This is a genomic window from Streptomyces sp. NBC_00258, from assembly GCF_036182465.1.
GTDB lineage: Bacteria > Actinomycetota > Actinomycetes > Streptomycetales > Streptomycetaceae > Streptomyces.
In genome coordinates this window covers 1,367,805-1,386,951 of record NZ_CP108081.1, presented here as the reverse complement: position 1 = coordinate 1,386,951, position 19,147 = coordinate 1,367,805, and the positions used below count along the sequence as shown (strand labels likewise).

15 protein-coding genes are annotated in these 19,147 nt (G+C 70.0%); 5 read left to right on the top strand and 10 right to left on the bottom strand.

Annotated features, from left to right (window positions below; translation table 11 throughout):
• Nucleotides 1-17: 17 nt before the first annotated feature.
• Nucleotides 18-890: a universal stress protein gene (locus OG718_RS06565; RefSeq protein ID WP_328843570.1), complete on the bottom strand. Its 873-nt coding sequence runs from the start codon at nt 888-890 to the stop codon at nt 18-20.
• A 337-nt stretch (nt 891-1,227) separates the two neighbouring features.
• On the opposite strand from OG718_RS06565, the gene gap reads away from it, so the two are divergent.
• Entirely contained in the window at nt 1,228-2,256 is a 1,029-nt protein-coding gene (gene gap, locus OG718_RS06560; RefSeq protein WP_143643895.1) for a type I glyceraldehyde-3-phosphate dehydrogenase, read from the top strand.
• Nucleotides 2,257-2,668: 412 nt separating this feature from the next.
• Here gap and OG718_RS06555 read toward each other — a convergent pair whose 3' ends face one another.
• From OG718_RS06555 to OG718_RS06515, 9 genes are all read right to left on the bottom strand, one after another.
• Nucleotides 2,669-3,046, bottom strand: a complete 378-nt coding sequence (locus tag OG718_RS06555; RefSeq protein WP_260695830.1) for a cupin domain-containing protein — start codon at nt 3,044-3,046, stop codon at nt 2,669-2,671.
• Nucleotides 3,046-3,783 carry a respiratory nitrate reductase subunit gamma gene (gene narI / locus OG718_RS06550; protein ID WP_328843569.1) on the bottom strand — a complete coding sequence of 246 codons (738 nt, stop codon included), beginning with the start codon at nt 3,781-3,783 and terminating at the stop codon, nt 3,046-3,048. The genes OG718_RS06555 and narI overlap by 1 nt, the downstream gene beginning before the upstream one ends.
• Nucleotides 3,780-4,466 carry a nitrate reductase molybdenum cofactor assembly chaperone gene (narJ, locus tag OG718_RS06545; protein ID WP_260695831.1) on the bottom strand — a complete coding sequence of 229 codons (687 nt, stop codon included), beginning with the start codon at nt 4,464-4,466 and terminating at the stop codon, nt 3,780-3,782. Before narJ ends, narI begins: the two co-directional genes overlap by 4 nt.
• Before the next feature lie 5 nt (nt 4,467-4,471).
• Nucleotides 4,472-6,277 carry a nitrate reductase subunit beta gene (gene narH / locus OG718_RS06540; RefSeq protein WP_328843568.1) on the bottom strand — a complete coding sequence of 602 codons (1,806 nt, stop codon included), beginning with the start codon at nt 6,275-6,277 and terminating at the stop codon, nt 4,472-4,474.
• A complete protein-coding gene (locus OG718_RS06535; RefSeq protein ID WP_443054926.1) occupies nt 6,277-10,017 on the bottom strand; it encodes a nitrate reductase subunit alpha in 3,741 nt (1,246 codons plus the stop codon). Before OG718_RS06535 ends, narH begins: the two co-directional genes overlap by 1 nt.
• Nucleotides 10,014-10,577 (bottom strand): hemerythrin domain-containing protein, encoded by a 564-nt coding sequence (locus tag OG718_RS06530; RefSeq protein ID WP_328843567.1) that lies wholly within the window; start codon nt 10,575-10,577, stop codon nt 10,014-10,016. The genes OG718_RS06535 and OG718_RS06530 overlap by 4 nt, the downstream gene beginning before the upstream one ends.
• A gap of 11 nt (nt 10,578-10,588) precedes the next feature.
• On the bottom strand, nt 10,589-11,776 hold the full coding sequence (locus OG718_RS06525; protein WP_143643956.1) for an MFS transporter: 1,188 nt from the start codon (nt 11,774-11,776) through the stop codon (nt 10,589-10,591).
• A gap of 764 nt (nt 11,777-12,540) precedes the next feature.
• Nucleotides 12,541-12,903, bottom strand: a complete 363-nt coding sequence (locus OG718_RS06520) for an STAS domain-containing protein (RefSeq protein WP_443054925.1) — start codon at nt 12,901-12,903, stop codon at nt 12,541-12,543.
• A 3-nt stretch (nt 12,904-12,906) separates the two neighbouring features.
• Nucleotides 12,907-13,608, bottom strand: coding sequence for a CBS domain-containing protein (locus OG718_RS06515; protein WP_143643900.1), 702 nt, complete (start codon nt 13,606-13,608; stop codon nt 12,907-12,909).
• A 273-nt stretch (nt 13,609-13,881) separates the two neighbouring features.
• On the opposite strand from OG718_RS06515, the gene OG718_RS06510 reads away from it, so the two are divergent.
• From OG718_RS06510 to pflB, 4 genes are all read left to right on the top strand, one after another.
• Nucleotides 13,882-14,949 (top strand): zinc-dependent alcohol dehydrogenase family protein, encoded by a 1,068-nt coding sequence (locus OG718_RS06510; RefSeq protein WP_328843565.1) that lies wholly within the window; start codon nt 13,882-13,884, stop codon nt 14,947-14,949.
• Between the two features lie 19 nt (nt 14,950-14,968).
• Complete coding sequence (locus OG718_RS06505; protein ID WP_328843564.1) at nt 14,969-15,655, top strand: helix-turn-helix domain-containing protein; 687 nt, start codon at nt 14,969-14,971, stop codon at nt 15,653-15,655.
• A 225-nt stretch (nt 15,656-15,880) separates the two neighbouring features.
• Nucleotides 15,881-16,321 carry a pyridoxamine 5'-phosphate oxidase family protein gene (locus OG718_RS06500; RefSeq protein WP_143643903.1) on the top strand — a complete coding sequence of 147 codons (441 nt, stop codon included), beginning with the start codon at nt 15,881-15,883 and terminating at the stop codon, nt 16,319-16,321.
• A gap of 559 nt (nt 16,322-16,880) precedes the next feature.
• Nucleotides 16,881-19,142, top strand: coding sequence for a formate C-acetyltransferase (gene pflB / locus OG718_RS06495; RefSeq protein WP_328843563.1), 2,262 nt, complete (start codon nt 16,881-16,883; stop codon nt 19,140-19,142).
• The last annotated feature ends 5 nt before the right edge of the window (nt 19,143-19,147 follow it).

Below are 19,147 nucleotides of genomic sequence, written 5' to 3'. Positions count from 1 at the left end.
GGGGAACCTGTCGGCCGTCAGTCGTGCGGGACGATGACGACAGGGGCGGCCACGTGGTGGAGCACGGCGTGCGCGACCGGGCCGATGCGCATGCCGAGCGCGGGCCGGTGTACGCGGCGGCCGACGACCACGAGCCCGGCATCCGCCGCGGCCTGCAGCACGACTCCGGAGGTGAAGGCAAGGTCGACTGTCTCAACCACTGTGACCTGCGGGAACCTTTCCCGCCACGGCTGCAGGGCGGCGGACAGTGCCTTCTCTTGCTGTTCGGCCAGGGCACCCGGCTTGACCGCCGCCTGCCCGGCCTCGGGGCCGCGTCCGTACAGCGGAGGCAGACCCCAGGCGTGTACGGCACGGAGCGTCGCCCCGCGGGCGGCCGCCGCACGGAACGCGAACTCCAGAAGCGGGCCGGCCTGCGTGCCCAGATCCTGGAGCCCGACCACCACCTCCCCGGTGTCCCCCTCGGCCGCGGACCGCGTGTTCGCCCGCACCATCACCACCGGATGCTGTGCCTTGGCGAGCACGTGCTGGCCGACCGAGCCGAGGAGGAAGCCGGCGACGGCGCCGTGCCCGCTGGAGCCCAGCACCAGCATCTCGGCCTTCTCCGCCCGGCCCAGCAGAACCTCGGTGGCCGGCTCGGAGACCTGCTCGGAGTCGATCGTCAGCTGCGGGTACCGGGCACGCAGATCCTGCTCGGACTCGCGCAGCACGCTCAGGGCCCAGCGTTTCTGGGCGTTCAGGTCCTCGGCTACGGGCACGTCGTGCGGCTGCCAGATCCAGGCGTTGACCAGGTGTAGCGGCAGGCCGCGGCGCTGAGCCTCGCGGGCGGCCCAGTCGGCTGCGGCCAGGCTCTCGGGAGAGCCGTCCAGGCCGACGGTGATGGGGCGAAGCATGGGAGATACCTCCGGGTCCGGTGGGACGGGTGGCGGCGGCCGCCGCCGGTACTTCGCTCCGAGCCTCGCGCCGATGCGGTCACGTCCTCCATGGGCCGGTGGTCCCGAACTGCGGCCACCTGGTCCCGCTCTCGCGACGGTCCGTACGCATCGTGGCGGTGGGTCGGTTCCTGCTCGGTCGCGATGCCACCGCCCAGCCGATGAGCCGGCCGCGACCCGGCCCCGTACACGGGGCCGAACGTCCCCCGAGTCGTCCCCGTACGGCCCATGCCCCTTTCGGCACGGGCCCCGCAGGCTGGCAGCGCACACCAGACACCGACCGGGGAGGACGACGGACATGACCGTGCGCATAGGAATCAACGGCTTCGGCCGCATCGGGCGCAACTACCTGCGCTGCGTACTGGAGCGCGCGGAGGCCGGGACCGGTGCCGCAGTCGAGGTGGTGGCGGTCAACGACCTCACCTCGCCGGCGGCGCTGGCCCATCTGCTGGAGTACGACTCGACCTTCGGGCGGCTGCGTCGCAGCGTCGAGCACGACGACACGTCGCTGACGGTGGACGGTCACCGCATCGCGGTGACGGCCAAGAGCGACCCCGCGGCCCTGGAGTGGGGTGAGCTGGGAGTGGACGTGGTCATCGAGTCCACCGGACGCTTCCGCAGCCGTGAGGATGCCGGACTGCACCTGAAGGCCGGCGCGCGCAAGGTACTGCTCTCCGTACCGGGCAAGGAAGTCGACGCCACCGTTGTCATGGGGGTCAATGAGGGCGTCTACGACCCCGAGCGGGACCACGTGATCTCCAACGCCTCGTGCACGACCAACTGTGTGGCGCCGATGGTGAAGGTGCTGGACGAGCACTTCGGCCTCGTCAAGGGCCTGATGACCACCATCCACGGCTACACCAACGACCAGGTGGTCCTGGACGGCCCTCACAAGGACCCGCGTCGTGGTCGCACCGCCGCTGTGAACATCATCCCGACCAGCACCGGAGCTGCCCGTGCGGTGGGCCTCGTCCTGCCGAAGCTGGCAGGCACTCTGGACGGCATCGCCGTGCGGGTGCCGGTCGAGGACGGCTCGCTGACGGACCTGAGCGTGGTGCTCGACCGTCCCGTGACCGCGGACGAGGTCAACGCCGCGTTCCGTGAGGCGGCCGACGGCCCGCTGAAGGGAATACTCCGGGTGTCGGACGCCCCGATCGTCTCCCGGGACATCGTCGGCGACCCTGCCTCGTGCGTGTTCGACGCTCCGCTGACCCAGGCGCACGGCGACCTGGTGAAGGTCTTCGGGTGGTACGACAACGAGTGGGGCTACACCAACCGTCTGCTCGACCTCACCGAGTACGTCGCCGCCCGACTCCCGCAGAGGTGAGCAGCGGTCGCGACCGCACCAGCGCGAGGAGTGGCCGGGCGACCGGCAGACAGGGCCGACCGGGTCTGCTGAGGGCCGGTCGGCCCACACATGTCCTGGCCCGGCGCGCGATTCTGGAAGCAGCAAACGAGGCCGGGTTCCCCGGTATGCGCACCGCCCCAGGGCTGCACGGCAGGCTCTGAGTGGGGCTGCGACCGCTGAACCGCGACATGGAACTCGTTTCCTGGCTCAAGAGTCGGCACGGCCTGGGCACGGCCACGCCGACGTACTCGTCGCTCACTCGCTCGCCGAGAAGGGCGGCGAGTGAGCCGCCTGGTGCACTACGCGGCACGTGGCGGGCAGGCCGAAGAGAGGGAAGTCCTGGAGCCGAGTCGTTCCGTGGCTGCGGTGGATGCGCCTTGTCCGCCGGTGGTCATGCCAGCCGGACGGTGAGGAGTACCGCCGCGTCGGTCTCGGCGGTCAGGCTGTGCCGTTGGTCGGGAATGGCGACGATGTCGCCCTGGCCGAGGGGCCACGTGCGGTCGGTGGTGCCGAGTGTCACCCGGCCGGTCAGGCAGGTGAGGGTGGCGGCGCCCGGGGCCTCGTGTTCGGCGAGTTCGGAGCCCGACGCGAGCGCGATCAGGGTGACGCGAAGTCCCGGAAGGGCGACGACGGTTCGTGCCGCTCTCCCGGAGTTCGCGGACCTGGCATCGGCGAGCAGCCGCTCTCCCATGGCCGGCAGCTCGGTGACCTCACCGACGGACAGGTGTACCTCGTGCGGCCGGGCAGGACCGTTGTGGTGGGTGTTCATCAGGTGCGTTCCCATCCGCGCCGGGGCGGGCGGGAGCCCAACTGCGCATCCCGGCTGCGATAGACGATGTACGGGCGGGTGAGGTAGCCGAGCGGTGCGGTGAGCATGTGCACCAGCCGGGTGAAAGGCCAGACGCCGAACAGCAGCAGGGCGCTGAGCGCGTGCAGCCGGAACAGCAGTGGCGCGCCGGCCATCAGCGCGGGGTCGGGGTGCAGGTAGAAGACCGACCGGAACCAGGGCGAGATGGTGGTGCGGTAGTCGTAGCCCACGCCGATGATGTTGCTGACCACGGTGGCGAACAGACCCAGTGCCAGGGTCACGGTGAGCATGACGTACATGAGCTTGTCGTTGCGGGTGGTGGCGCTGAACACCGACCCGACCGTACGCCGCCGGTAGACGAGGATCACGAGCCCGGCCAGGGTGCTGACCCCGGCGACGGTCCCCAGCAAAGTGGCCATGACGTGGTAGCTGTGCTCGCTGACACCGACGGCTTCGGTCCAGCCCTTCGGGATCACCAGTCCGCCGATGTGGCCGAGCACCACCGCCAGGACCCCGAAGTGGAACAGCGGGCTGCCGACGCGCAGCAGCCGGCTCTCGTACAGCTGGCTGGACCGGGTGGTCCAGCCGAACTTGTCGTAGCGGTAGCGCCAGACATGGCCGGCGACGAACAGGGTCAGCGCGATGTACGGCAGGACGACCCACAGCACGACGTCGAGTGCGTTCGTGTCCGGGGTCATGACCGGCCTCCCATCGGGGCGGGGGCCTGGGCCGGGGCCGGGGCGGGCATGAACTCCGGGGGTGCGAACGGCGCGAGGCCGACCTGTTCCTCGGGCGGTCCCTGGGCAGCGAGCTTGGCGACGGCCTCGCGCTCGTCACCGGCCAGCGGGGGCAGGGTCGCCGATACGGAGTCGAGGACGTCGGCCCACGCGGATCGCGCGTCGCGCAGTGCCAAGCGCAGCAGTTCCAGTCCTGCCCGGTGCTCGGTGAGGAGGCGGCGGCCTGCTTCGGGGTCGCCGGTGGCGGCGAATTCCAGGACGACGCAGAGGTGGTCGGGCAGTTCGTCGTCGGTCAGCCGCAGTCCGGCCGCGGCGTAGGTCTGCTTGAGGCGCAGCAGCGCGGCACCGCGATTGCGGGTGTCGCCGTGGGCGTAGTACGTCAGGAAGAGGCAGTTGCGTTTGCGGTGGTCGAAGGTGGTGACGTAGTCCGCCGCCAGTTCCGTGGCGGGCGTTCGGCCGAGGTGCCCGAGGAACCGGCGCAGCGGCTCGGCGACACGGTCGGGCAGCGTGTCGGTGACCGCCCGTACGAGCCGCGCCTGTTCGAGCAGCCGCTCGTCGGGATAGCCGAGGAGGAGGGACTGGACCTGCCAGGCGGATGCGTGCCGGGCGGTGTCTTCGCGGGCAGCGGCTTTGCGCTTGTTCACGGGGCTCATGGACGCGGCTCGCTCTCGGCGTTCGTGTCGGGTGTCTCGCCGTTCCCGTCAAAGGAGCGCTCGTCCCTGTCCCCGGAGGAGCGGGGGAACATGCCCTGAGGGCGGCCGTTTCCGTCCCAGTTGAGGAGGTTGAGCCGGGTGGACTTGTCGCCGGGGGCGGCCGGGGAGTCGGCTGAGGTGTCCACGGCGTCGGCGGTCTGGCGGTCGCGCAGCAGGTGGAAGTTCTCCACGGCGATCGGGGCCGGAGCATCGCCGGAAGCCTCGCCGAAAGGCCCTGAGCCGCCCGGACCCGAGCCGCCCATCCCGGGGCCGTCCTCGAAGTCGAGGCTGCACTCGGTGGCCAACTCCTCCAGGCTGTGCGCCTGTTCGGCGTGGGCGGGCGGGATGACGTACCTGTCCTCGTACTTGGCCAGGGCCAGCAGTCGGAACATGTCGTACATCTGCTCCTCGGTCATGCCCACAGCGGCGGGGATGGTCGCGTCGGGTTCGCGGCCGAGGTTGATGTCGCGCATGTAGCTGCGCATGGCGGCCAGCCTTCGCAGTACGGCGTCGACGGGGACCGGGTCGCCGGCGGTGAACAGCTGGGCGAGGTAGTCCACGGGGATGCGCAGGGCGTCGATCGCGGCGAACAGGTTGCCCCGGTCCTCGGCGTCGTAGCCGGTGTCGCGCACCACGTCCACCACCGGGGAGAGCGGCGGGATGTACCAGACCATGGGAAGCGTGCGGTACTCCGGGTGCAGCGGCAGGGCGACCTTGTACGTGTTGATCAGCGCGTGGACCGGGGAGCGCCGGGCGGCCTCGATCCAGTCCCGTGGGATGCCGGAGCGCTCCGCGTCGGCGGCCACTAGCGGGTCGGCGGGGTCGAGGAAGACCTGCCGCTGCGCCTCGTACAGGTCGGTGTCGTCGGGGGTGGAGGCGGCTTCGAGGACCTGGTCGGGGTCGTAGAGGACCAGGCCGATGTAGCGGAGCCGGCCGACGCAGGTCTCGGCGCAGACGGTGGGCTGGCCGACCTCGATGCGCGGGAAGCAGAAGGTGCACTTCTCGGCCTTGCCGGTGCGGTGGTTGAAGTAGATCTTCTTGTACGGGCAGCCGGACACGCACATCCGCCAGCCCCGGCAGCGGTCCTGGTCGACCAGGACGATGCCGTCCTCGGAGCGCTTGTAGATCGCGCCGGAGGGGCAGGATGCGACGCAGGACGGGTTGAGACAGTGCTCGCAGATCCGCGGCAGATAGAACATGAAGGTCTGCTCGAACTCGAACTTGACCTTCTCGGCGATTCCCGCGAGGAGGACGTCCTTGTCGCCGTGGTCGGTGGAGCCGCCGAGGTTGTCGTCCCAGTTGGCCGACCAGGTGATCTTCATGTCCTTGCCGGTGATCAGGGACTTGGGGCGGGCGACCGGGGTGTGTTCCTGGAGCGGCGCGTTGGTCAGCGTCTCGTAGTCGTACGTCCAGGGCTGGTAGTAGTCGTCGAGCGAGGGCAGCGTGGGGTTGGAGAAGATGTTGATCAGCTTCTTGAACCGGCCGCCGCCCTTCAGCTTCAGGTTGCCGCGCTTGTTGAGGTCCCAGCCGCCGCGCCACTTCTCCTGGTCCTCGTAGCGGCGCGGATAGCCCTGGCCGGGGCGGGTCTCGACGTTGTTGAACCACACGTACTCCACGCCGGGGCGGTTGGTCCACGCCTGTTTGCAGGTGACCGAGCAGGTGTGGCAGCCGATGCACTTGTCGAGGTTCATCACCATCGCCATCTGGGCCATGACCCGGCGGCCGGGCGCTGCGCTCGGGGGCGTCGCGGCTGTCGGGGCCATCAGTACGTCACCTCCTGGTCGGTGCGGCGGCGGATGACGGTGACCTCGTCGCGCTGGTTGCCGGTCGGGCCGAGGTAGTTGAAGGCGTACGTCAACTGGGCGTAGCCGCCGATGAGATGGCTGGGTTTGACCAGCAGGCGGGTCAGCGAGTTGTGGACGCCGCCGCGCCGCCCGTTGGTCTCGGTGCGGGGGACGTCGATGAGCCGGTCCTGGGCGTGGTGCATGTAGACGGTGCCTTCCGGCATGCGGTGGGAGACGACCGCGCGGGCGGCGACGACGCCGTTGCGGTTGACCGCCTCGATCCAGTCGTTGTCGTGCACGCCGATCTTCGCAGCGTCCTCCTTGCTCATCCAGACGGTCGGGCCGCCCCGGGAGAGCGAGAGCATGAACAGGTTGTCCTGGTACTCGGAGTGGATGGACCACTTGTTGTGCGGGGTCAAGTAGCGCACGGTGATGCCGAGTTCGCCCTGATCGCCCACCTCGGGCTCGTCGAAGAGGGCGTGCATGTTGAGCGGCGGCCGGTAGACGGGCATCCACTCGCCGAGTTCGGCGATCCAGTCGTGGTCGATGAAGAAATGTTGACGGCCCGTCAAGGTGTGCCAGGGCTTGAGGCGTTCGACGTTGATGGTGAACGGTGAGTAGCGGCGCCCGCCCGACTCCGTCCCCGACCACTCCGGTGACGTGATGACCGGGACGGGGCCCGCCTGGGTGTCGGCGAAGGTGACCCGCTTGCCCTCGGCCTCGGCGGCAAGGTCCGCCAACTTGACGCCGGTACGGGCCTCCAGGGTGTGGAAGCCCTGGGTGGCCAGGTGTCCGTTGGTGGTGCCGGACAGGGTCAGGATCGCCTCGCAGACCTGAACGTCCCGGGCGATCGACGGGCGGCCGTCGGCGGGACCGCCGCGCACGGTGCCGTTCTTGTGCCGCAGGTACTCCAGCTCTTGCCGTACGTCGAAGGTGACGCCCTTGGTGGTGGCGCCCAGGGTGTCGAGGAGCGGGCCGAGGGCGGTCATCCGGTCGGCGACGCCCGGGTAGTCGCGCTCCACCGTCACGAGCTTGGGCATGGTCCGGCCGGGCACCGGCTCGCACTCGCCGGCCTTCCAGTCCCGGACGCGGCCGTGCGGGGTGGCCATCGCGTCGGGGGTGTCGTGCAGCAGCGGTGCCGCCACGACGTCCTTCACGGTGCCCAGCCGCCCCTCGGCGAGACGGCTGAACGCCGCCGCGATGGTGTTGAAGGCGTCCCAGTCGGTGCGGGTCTGCCACGGCGGCGGGATGGCCGGGTTGAAGGAGTTCACGAACGGGTGCATGTCCGTGGTGTTCAGGTCGTGCTTCTCGTACCAGGTCGCCGCCGGCAGCACGATGTCGGAGTAGACGGTGGTGCTGGTCATCCGGAAGTCCAGGGTGAGCAGCAGGTCGAGCTTGCCCACCGGCGCCTCGTCCCGCCACACCACATCCCGCGGGCGGGCGTCGGGCGGCGCCTCGGTGGCGCGTACGGCGGAGTCGGTACCGAGCAGGTGCTTGAGGAAGTACTCGTTGCCCTTGGCGGAGGAGCCGAGCAGGTTCGCCCGCCAGATGGTCAGCACCCGGGGGAAGTTCTCCGGCGCGTCCGGGTCCTCGCCCGCGAACCGCAGCCGGCCCGCCTTCAGTTCGTCCACGACGTACTCCGGCACCTCCTGCCCGGCGGCTTCCGCGTCGGTCGCGAGGGTGAGCGGGTTGCGGTCGAACGTCGGGTAGGACGGCATCCAGCCCATCCGGGCCGAGGCGGCGATGACGTCGGCGGTGGTCTTCCCGGCGAACGTGCCGCCCGCGCCCGCCGCGGCGAGGGTGTCGGCGCTGAAGGGGTCGTAACGGAACTGGTCGGTGTGCAGGTACCAGTACGCGGTCTGGATCATCTGCCGGGCGGGCCGGTGCCAGTCGGCAGCCGTCGCGATCGCCGAGTAGCCGGTGATGGGCCGGACCTTCTCCTGCCCCACATAGTGGGCCCAGCCACCGCCGTTGACGCCCTGGCAGCCGGTCAGTGTCGTCAGGGTGAGGAAGGAACGGTAGATGGTGTCGGAGTGGAACCAGTGGTTGGTCCCCGCCCCCATGATGATCATGGAGCGGCCCCTGGACTCCTCCGCGTTGGTGGCGAACTCGCGCGCGATGCGGGCCGCCGTCTCACCGGCCACCCCGGTGATGGCCGCCTGCCAGGCCGGGGTGTAGGGCTGGTCGGGGTCGTCGTAGCCGGTCGGCCAGATCCCCGGCAGCCCGTCGCGGGCCACGCCGTACTGGGCGAGAAGCAGGTCGAACACCGTGGTCACCAACTGGCCCGCGACCCGGCGTACGGGGACGCCGCGCCGCAGTTGTCCGGCGGTCCCGTCCGGGGTGTCGAACCGGGTCAGCTCCACTGTCACGGCATCCGGGCTCTCACCGTCCGCCGCCGTCAACAACGGGTCGGTGTCGCCGAGGTCGAGGTTCCACTTCCCTGCGCCGGACTCACCGTAGCGGTGGCCGAGCGAACCGTTCGGGACGACCGGCTCGCCGGTGGCGGCGTCGAGCAGGACGGTCCTGAACTCCGCGTTCTCCGCCTCCGCCGTCGTGCCGCCCAGGTCGGCGGCGGTCAGGAACTTCCCCGGTGCGTACGTCAAGTCGGCCCCGGCGCCGCGTTGTTCGAGGGTGACGAGGAACGGGAGGTCGGTGTACCGCTTGACGTAGTCGGTGAAGTAGCCGGCCTGGCGGTCGACGAAGAACTCCTTGAGGATCACATGCCCCATCGACATCGCCAGCGCCCCGTCGGTGCCGGGTGCGGCGGGCAGCCACTCGTCGGCGAACTTGACGTTGTCGGCGTAGTCCGGGGCGACCGCGATCACCTTCTGGCCCCGGTAGCGGGCCTCCGCCATCCAGTGCGCGTCCGGGGTGCGGGTCACCGGCAGGTTAGAGCCCCACATGATCAGATAGCCGGCGTCCCACCAGTCGCCGGACTCCGGTACGTCCGTCTGGTCCCCGAAGACCTGCGGGGAGGCGACCGGCAGGTCGGCGTACCAGTCGTAGAACGACAGCATCACCCCGCCGAGCAGCGAGTAGAAGCGGGCCCCTGCGGCGTGGGAGACCATCGACATCGCCGGTATCGGCGAGAACCCGGCCAGCCGGTCGGGACCGTACTCCTTGATCGTGTGCACATGGGCGGCGGCGATCATCTCGCTCGCCTCGTCCCAACTCGCCCGTACCAGGCCGCCCTTGCCGCGCGCCGACTTGTAGCGCCTGGAGCGCTCCGGGTCGGAGACGACGTCCGCCCATGCCAGCACCGGGTCACCGAGCCGGGTCCTTGCCTCCCGGTACATCTCCAAGAGCACCCCGCGCACATAGGGGTAGCGGACGCGGGTGGGGGAGTAGGTGTACCAGGAGAACGCGGCCCCGCGCGGGCAGCCGCGCGGCTCGTACTCCGGGCTGTCCGGGCCGACCGTGGGGTAGTCGGTCTGCTGGGACTCCCAGGTGATGATCCCGTCCTTGACGTACACCTTCCACGAACACGAGCCGGTGCAGTTCACCCCGTGGGTGGAGCGCACCACCTTGTCGTGGCTCCAGCGGTCCCGGTAGAAGTCGTCGGCCTTGCGGCCACCGATCTTGTACAGGGTGCGGTGGTCGGCGGAGACCTCGGCTCGGGTAAAGAACCTGCGGGTGCCCACGAGCGCATCCGCCAACTCCCCGTCCAGGCCAGCCGGTTGGCGTGCCTGCGGGTCGGTTCCTGAGGTTCGTGGGCTCACGATGCCGCCTTCCCGGGCGTCAGTGGCCCGTCCTGTTGTGATCCGGCGTACTGATCGATGTCGACACCGGCTTCTGCGGCGAACTCCGTCGTGGCGAAATCCGCGCTCCGCGTTCCGACGCGGGAGCGGACCGCGTCCATGGCCTCCCAGTCCTCGGTGTTCAGCCCGGCCAGGGCGGCGGGGAACACGCCGTCCTGTTCCTTGAGGATGTGGTCGCGCAGCAGATCCAGGACGTCCAAGAGCCGCCGGGGCCAGACGGGGTCGGCCGGGACGCCCGCCGCGGCCTCGTCGAGGACGGCCTCGACGTGCCGGTGTTCGGCCCGGAGTGCCGCTATGCCTTCGGGAAACTCTTCCGCCAGCGGCGGGAAGAGACCCTGCTCCTCCACCGCCGTGTGCGGCACGAGAACGGCGGAGACGTGGCGCGCGATCCGCGCCATCCGGGACACGTCCGCGTTGCGATGCGCGGTGCGGACGTCCCCGATGAGATTGACGACCAGGTCGTGTTCACGGGTCAGTTCGGCGATCTGGGGTAATGCCTGGCAGCCGCAGTATTCGCACATGGTGACTCGTCTCAGGCCGGGTTGGGTGCCGTCGGGGTGCCATGGGCGCCGCGGGTGACGGCCTTGCGGACGGTGGTCGCGGTGAATGCCAGGGCGGCGGCGGCGATCAGGGCGAGCAGGGCCAGTCCGAGTGCGTAGGTGCCGTAGGCGCCGTAGAGGGAGCCCATCAGCAGAGGTGGGACGAAGCCGCCCAGTCCGCCGGCCGCGCCGACGACGCCGGTGACGGCGCCCACCTTGCCGGCCGGGGCGAGCAGGGCGACGAGGGCGAAGGTGGCACCGCTGCCCGCGCCGAGCGCGGCGGCGATCGCCAGGAAGGCGATGGTGCCCAGCGGGGCCAGCGGCGGGGCGAAGGACTGAACGGCCGCGCTCACCGTGACCACGGCGAGCGCCACGGCCAGCACGCGGGTGGGACGCAAGCGGTCGGACAACCAGCCGCCGACCGGCCGCATCACCACCGCCAGCAGTACGAACCCGGCCATCCGGTTGGCGGCGTCGGCCTGCGCCAGGCCGTACCCGGACTTGAGGTAGGTGGGCAGATAGACGGAGAAGGCGACGTATCCGCCGAACGCGACCGCGTACAGCGCGGATGCCTGCCAGGTGATACCGAGCCTGACGGTGGCGGCGAGCCGGCCAGTCATGGTTCCGGTCGGTACAGTCCTGCCCGGAGCGTCGCGCAGCAGGAACGCGGCCAGCACCGCATAGCCGGCCAGCACGATCGCGGTCACCACGAACGGGGTGGCCAGACTGTGCGTCTTGACCAGGTTCACCGTGGTCAGGGCGCTGATGGCGGTGCCGCCCATCCCGGCGCCGAAGACACCGATCGCGAGCCCCCGGCGCTCCGGCGGAAACCAGGCGCTGACAAAGGGCACCCCCACCGCGAACGCGGTGCCGCCGATACCGAGAAAGAACCCGCCCACCAGCAGCTGGATCAGGGAGGAGTGTCCGGCCAGCCCCAGGTACAGGACGGGGACGATGGTGGCGGCCGACACCAGCGGGAACATCACCCGGCCGCCGAACCGGTCCGTCAGCGCACCTACCGGTATGCGGCCCACCGAGCCCACCACCACCGGCACGGCGACCAGCAACGCCTGCTGGAACGCGCTCAGTTGCAGACTGTCCTTGAACCGCGGGCCGAGCGGGCTCAGCAGCGCCCAGGCCCAGAAGTTCACCGCGAACCCGACCGTGGCAAGCGCCAGCATCAGCCACCGCCGGCCGGCCGACGGTGGTGCGTTCGTGGCGGGGCCGGGGGACCGGGGCGAGCCGATGGCCTCCTGCGATTCATCGGCCTGGTTACCCGTTGTGGACTTGCCTGTTGGGATCTCCGGCTTTGCAGGGCGGGGCATCGTAGGCATGCTCTTCTCGGCTCCTCAGAAGTGCCGGCAGGCGGTCTCACGTCGCGTGTCTCGTGGCCGTGCCCGACCACGACATCCCCGTCAGGATCGCCAGGCGTCGGCTCCCAGGGCAGGGGCCGTTGGTCCTCATCTCCCGAGCCGGGTGGGGTACATGTGCCGGAAGGGCGCGGGCGGAATTCACACCGTGGGAGTCCTGTCGCTGGAGTCCGGACGAGGCGGGAGATACGGAGGAAACACCTGTTCGTGCTGCCCCCACGGCCCAGGCATGCCCTCAGGGCGCTGCTGGGCGGGAGCGGAACTGAATCGGTGGCCGCAGGGGAGGCGCCGGGCGGCCGAAGAGAACGCCACCGGTGCATCCGTGTCAACTGGCAGTATGCCGCCGAGGTCCAGGGCGTCCGACGTCAGCCTAGCCCCATCTGAGCTGTGGACAAGGGGCTGCGGTGCGCTCCGGGGAATGAGGACCTGCAGTGCGTCGGCCAGGTTGACCGGGATCTCGCGGACGACCGGCATCGTGCCCGCCGCCGGTCGTCCCCAGAACGAGTACGACCGGCGGCAGGGCCTGAAGCGACTGCCGAATCACCTTCGGCCGGCAGGGCCGTTCGGACCGGCCTTCAACCCGGCCCGTTCGGCAACGTCCGCCACATGGTCGTCCGGCCGTGGAGGAAGGGTGCCGCCCTTGCCCGGAGTACGGGCGAGAGCGTCGGAAGGCGCGGGTACATCTCGAAGGCGTGGGCCAGACCGGTCAGGCGCAGCAACCGCAGAACGCTCGGGCTGCTGGTCACGAGGCGAAGCCGCCCGCCCCGGATCTTCACGCGGTTCCGGGCGCGGCACAGCGCGGCCAGACCACTGCAGTCGATGAATGTCACGGATCGAAGGTCCAGTCCCGGCTCGGGAGTCTGGGGGACTTTCCCCGAGGGTGAGGAGTACGGACGAGGAGGCCGTCGCAGCGCACTGCCGTGTTCCGGTACCGCCATTCGTCAGGGCGACAGCTGGTCACGTCGCGAGGAGTCGATGCCCGATGCCGAGCCGTCCGTGTCGTCGACCCGGTGATCCAGGTGTTCCGACACCTCGACCACGCCGTCCACGCTGCGGCACAGCCGTACAACCACGGGAATGGTGGTCCTGCGTTCGACGGTTCCGCGCAGGGTGACCCGGCCGTCCACGACGTGAGCGGTCACCGCTGTGGGCGGGATACCCAGCGTGTGCACCAGTATGTCCCCGGTGATCTCCTCGCGGATGGCGCGGTCCCCGCGCAGGAACACCCGCAGCAGGTCGCCACGGCTTACCAAGCCGATCAGCCGGCCGCTCGCGTCCACCACCGGAAGTCGCTTGACACGATTCCGTTCCATCGCCCGGGCTGCCTCGGCCACTGTCCATTCCGGACGGCCGGTGACGGCCGGGCTGGTCATCAGCCCACCGGCCGTGGTCGCTTCGGCCATGGCCGGTTCGGCGGGCCAAGGGTCGAGGCCGGGCCCCGCCGCCGTGTCGAGTCGGCGTGCCTCCCTGCGCAGCAGGTCCGCCTCGGACACCACTCCGACGGGGCGGTCGCCGTCGTCCACGACCGGAACCGCGGTGATGTCGTGCTCAGCGAGCAGTTTGGCGATTTCCGTGAAAGACGCGTCCTGCCGCACGCTCACGACCTCGTTTGTCATCAGTTCGCTCACGATGCGGTGCCTCATGGCTCCTGCCTCCTTCGACATGGTTCTCAGCGTTCTTGCTGCCCACTGTCCGGTACCCGGGCACGGCTCTGCAGGGGCTGATCGGCCCCGCCTGCCGCCGAACGGCCCGAACCGGCCCCGCCGGTCTTCCTGAGGTGTGGACCGACCAGCCCATGCGGGCGGTATCCATCCCGGTCACGCTGGACATGTGGGGCGGTACCGGTTGGCCGCAACCGGGGCCTCGCATCGAAACGGTCACCACGACCGGCCGGTACACCGAGGAAAGGGATCGTCATGAAGGCACTCGTCTTCCACGGCCCCGGACAGTCCGCCTGGGAGGATGTCGCGGACCCCGGTATCCAGGACGCCACTGACGCGGTCGTCCGCGTCGACACCGTCACCATCTGCGGAACGGACCTGCACATCCTCAAGGGCGACGTACCCGAGGTACCTCCGGGAACGGTCCTTGGCCACGAGGCCGTCGGCGAGATCGTCGAGGTAGGAAGCGACGTACGCACCGTTCGTCCCGGCGACCGGGTGCTCGTCTCGTGCATCACGGCGTGCGGCCGCTGCCGCTTCTGCCGGGAGGGATCGTACGGGCAGTGCCGCGGTGGCGGAGGCTGGATCCTCGGCCACCTGATCAACGGCACGCAGGCCGAGTACGTCCGCGTGCCCCACGCCGACCTGTCCACGCACCTGCTTCCAGGCGCCTTGGACAGCAAGGACGCCGTGCTGCTGGCCGACATCTTCCCCACGGCCTACGAGGTGGGTGTGCTGAACGGCCGCGTACGGCCCGGAGACACCGTCGCCGTCGTGGGCGCCGGTCCCATCGGCCTCGCCGCGATCGCCACCGCCCGGCTGTACACCCCCGAGAAGATCATCGCCGTGGACCTCGCCCCGGCCCGGCTGGAGGCGGCCAAGCACCTCGGCGCCGACGCCGTGGCGGCCGCAGGCGAGGCCGAATCGCTGGTCGCCGACCTCACCGAAGGCCTCGGGGCCGACGTCGTCGTCGAAGCGGTCGGAGTCCCGGAAGCCTTCGAGACGTGCACGCGCATGGTGCGGCCGGGCGGACATGTGGCCAACGTCGGTGTGCATGGCAAGCCCGCCCTGCTGCACCTCGAAGACCTGTGGATCAAGAACGTGACGATCACCACCGCGCTGGTCGACACGTCCTCCACGCCGACGCTGCTGCGCATGATGGCGGGGGGCCGCCTGCCCGCCTCGTCGATGGTCACCCACACCTTCCAGCTGGAGCAGATGGAAGAGGCGTACGACGTCTTCTCCCGGGCCGCCGACACCGGCGCGCTCAAAGTCGTCCTCGGCGGGCAGCCGCACGACGTTCTGACGGTCAGGGCGTCCTGACAGGAGGAAGTGACCGGTAATGCCGGAACACACACCACCGAACACGGCGTCCGCGGAGGCGGACGCCGCACGGGGCGACATCGGACGGCGTATCGCCCAGCGCCGAGGGGAACTCGGCCTGACCCGGCAGGAGACCGCCGAGCGGGCGGGTACGGTCCCCAGCTACCTTCAGTACCTGGAGGAACAGTCCACCGCCACGCCCGGCACCGGCGTCCTCATCCGGCTCGCCGACGCCCTGGAGACCACGGTTTCGGCCCTGCGCAGTGGTGACGCCGACCTGCCGCCGGGGGGCGGCCGGGCCGCCGGCCACCCGGAGCTCGTGGAAATGAGCACCGAGGAGTGCCGCGCACGGCTGTCGACGCACGGTGTCGGACGACTCGCCATGTCCACGCCCACTGGTCCAGTCGTCGTTCCCGTGAACTACAGCGTCGTCGACGGTGCGGTCACCTTCCGGACCGCTCCAGGCTCGGCGCCTGCGGCCGCCGCCGGGCAGCAGGTCGCCTTCGAGGTCGACCACATCGACGAGGCGCTCAGCCGAGGCTGGAGCGTGCTCGTGCGCGGCCGCGCACGCGAGGTGACCGAGCCCGACGCCGTACGCCGGCTGGAGGAGCGGGCGTACAGCGGTCCCTGGGCGGGCGGCGAGCGGAACACATGGGTGTCCATCGATCCCGCCGACATCACCGGGCGCTCGATCACGGTGCGCTGACGCCGCGAGCGGTGTGAACGGAGATGCGGCCGGTACAGCCGTTACGTCGTGGGAGGGCCCGGTGCCTCCCACGACGTAACGGCGAAATGCTCAGGCGCGTGCCCGCGGGCGACACCGCCGGGGCCACTCTCCGGCAGTCGTGGACCGGTGGGCTCTCGTCCCCGCCGCCACCGGCGCACAGCATGGGACACATACCGCTGCACCACGTGAGAGCTGGAGCGCCTGATGCATCCCAACGACGGATTCCGCGAACTCGACCGGCAGGAGTGCCTGTGCCTGCTGGCCGGGGCGCCCGTCGGCCGCATTGTCCACACCCGTCACGCCCTGCCCGCGGTCCTGCCGGTCAGCTTCGGCCTGGACGGCGATTCCGCCGTGCTATTGCGCACCGCGGCGGATTCGGAACTGTCCCGCGCTGTCGACGGTGCGGTGGTCGCCTTCGAGGCGGACGAGGTCGACGCCGTCGCGCACTCCGGCTGGAGCGTCGTCGTCACCGGACACGCCACCGTGGTCACCGATGCCGCCGAGCACAGGCGGCTGTCCCTGACCGGCCCGCGCTCCTGGGGCGCCGCACCCGAGGAAGTCTTCGTACGCATCGAGGCCGAGCTGGTCACCGGTCGTGAACTCGTCGGCGGGCGCACGATCTACGGGGTGGACCTCTCCTCCTGAACACCCCCGCCACGCGTCCCGCACCCGGCTGATGCGGGGCGCGCCCCTGTCATCGATGGGTCGATCGGGACGAGGTCGTAGGGACCAATGGTCCCGCTGGGGGACAGCGGTCACTGACCGCGGATGCTCCCCGCGCAGCAGGATCAGTCTCAGATCAACTCCCCTGCTGGAACGGCCAGATGAAGGAGCGCAGCCATGTCCGCGACCGCGCGAGGACACGAACATTCCGGCGGCACGGGAGCGGTGGCCCCACCCTCCGACAAAAGACAGGCAGTCGGACTTCCGGCGGCGACCGCGCTGGTGATCGACAGCATCATCGGCACCGGAGTCTCAACGACGTCATGCCGCCGCGCCGGGTGCCGGGTATCTGGTGCGAGAGGGCCGATCGGCCCCATCGAGGCGGGAACACCGGCCCGGAAGACCTGCTTCGTCCTGGGCCTATCGGCGTCGCCGAGGGCTCCTGACGGCCCTGTTCCGCGCCTGCCGCGCGGACGAGTATCGACAGCAAAGACGTCCACGGGACTCCGCGGACGCGTCATGAAGGTATGCGGAGGCAGTGATGGCGACGGTGGCACCAACCAGCGTGCAGGCACCCGGGTCCGCGTGGCATGGTTTCACGGGAGGGCACTGGCGCGACCACGTCGACGTGCGCGACTTCATCCAGGCCAACTACACCCCGTACGAAGGCGACGCAGCCTTCCTCACCGGTCCCACGGAGCGCACCCGCACCGTGTGGCAGAAGATCGTCGCGCTGTTCCCGGAGGAGCGGCGCAAGGGCATCCTGGACGTCGACACCGCGACCCCGGCCACGATCACCTCGCACGCGCCCGGATACATCGACCGCGAGCGGGAGCTGATCGTCGGCCTGCAGACCGACGCCCCTCTGAAGCGCGCGATCATGCCGAACGGCGGCCTGCGCATGGTCGAGAACGGCCTCAAGGCGTACGGCTACGAGGCCGACCCCTTCGTCACCAGGGTTTTCGGCACCTACCGCAAGACCCACAACGACGGAGTCTTCGACGCGTACACCCCCGAGATGCGCGCCGCCCGCAAGGCCGGGATCATCACCGGGCTGCCCGACTCCTACGGCCGCGGTCGGATCATCGGCGACTACCGCAGGGTGGCGCTCTACGGCACCAACCGGCTTGTGGAGGCCAAGCGTGCCGAACGCGCCTTGCTGGACGCCCAGCCCTCCACCCCGGATGTCATCCGGGACCGAGAGGAACTGGCCGAGCAGACAAGGGCGTTGGACGAGCTGGCAGAGATGGCCGCCTCGTACGGCTGCGACGTCACCCGACCCGCCGCCACCGCACACGAGGCCGTCCAGTGGCTCTACCTCGGCTATCTGGCCGCGGTGAAGGAGCAGAACGGCGCGGCGATGTCGCTGGGCCGCACCTCGACCTTCCTGGACGTCTACCTCCAGCGCGACCTGACCGAGGGCCGTATCGACGAGACCCGGGCCCAGGAGCTGATCGACGACTTCGTGATCAAGCTGCGGATCGTACGGTTCCTGCGCACCCCCGAGTACGACGCGCTGTTCTCCGGCGACCCGACCTGGGTCACCGAGTCCATCGGCGGCATCGGCACCGACGGACGTCCCCTGGTCACACGTACCTCCTTCCGCTTCCTGCGGACGCTCTACAACCTCGGCCCCGCCCCGGAGCCCAACCTGACGGTGCTGTGGTCGCCCCGGTTGCCCGACGCCTTCAAGCGGTTCTGCGCCCAGGTGTCCATCGACACCAGCGCGGTCCAGTACGAGTCCGACGAGCTGATGCGCCCGCACACCGGGGACGACACGGCGATCGCCTGCTGCGTCTCGGCGATGGCGGTCGGCCGGCAGATGCAGTTCTTCGGAGCCCGGGTGAACCTGGCCAAGGCCCTGCTGTACGCGATCAACGGCGGCCGGGACGAGATGACCGGCGAGCAGATCGGCCCCGAGACGCCCGCACTGACCGGCGAGTACCTGGAGTACGAGGAACTGTCGAAGTCGTACGACGGGATGCTGGACTGGCTGGCCGCCACCTACGTCAACACGCTCAACGTCATCCACTTCATGCACGACAAGTACGCCTACGAGCGCATCGAGATGGCGCTGCACGACCACCCCGTGCATCGCTTCATGGCGTGCGGAATCGCCGGCCTCTCGGTTGCGGCCGACAGCCTCTCGGCCGTCAAGTACGCACGGGTGAAGGTGATCCGCGACGGCACCGGGCTGGCCGTGGACTACGAGACCGAGGGCGACTACCCGGCATACGGCAACAACGACGACCGCGTCGACGCCCTCGCCGTCGAGCTGGTGAAGTCCTTCATGGCGAAGGTGCGGGCACACCCCACCTACCGGGACGCCGAGCACACCCAGTCGGTGCTGACGATCACCTCGAACGTCGTCTACGGCAAACACACCGGCAACACCCCAGACGGCCGGCAGGCCGGACAGCCCTTCGCACCCGGCGCCAACCCCATGAACGGCCGCGACCGGCACGGGGTGGCCGCCAGCGCACTCTCGGTCGCCAAGCTCCCCTACGAACAGGCACGTGACGGCATCTCGCTGACCACGACGATCACCCCGGAAGGGCTGGGGCACGCGCCTGCCGAGCGCGCGGGCCATCTGGTGGGCATCCTCGACGCGTACACCGCCTCCGGCGGCTTCCACATGAACGTCAACGTCCTCGATCGGGCAACGCTGGAGGACGCCATGGAACACCCCGAGAAGTACCCGGAGCTGACCATCCGGGTCTCCGGCTACGCCGTCAACTTCGTGCGTCTCACCCGCGAGCAGCAGCTCGACGTGATCAGCCGCACCTTCCACGGAACGCTGTGAGCACG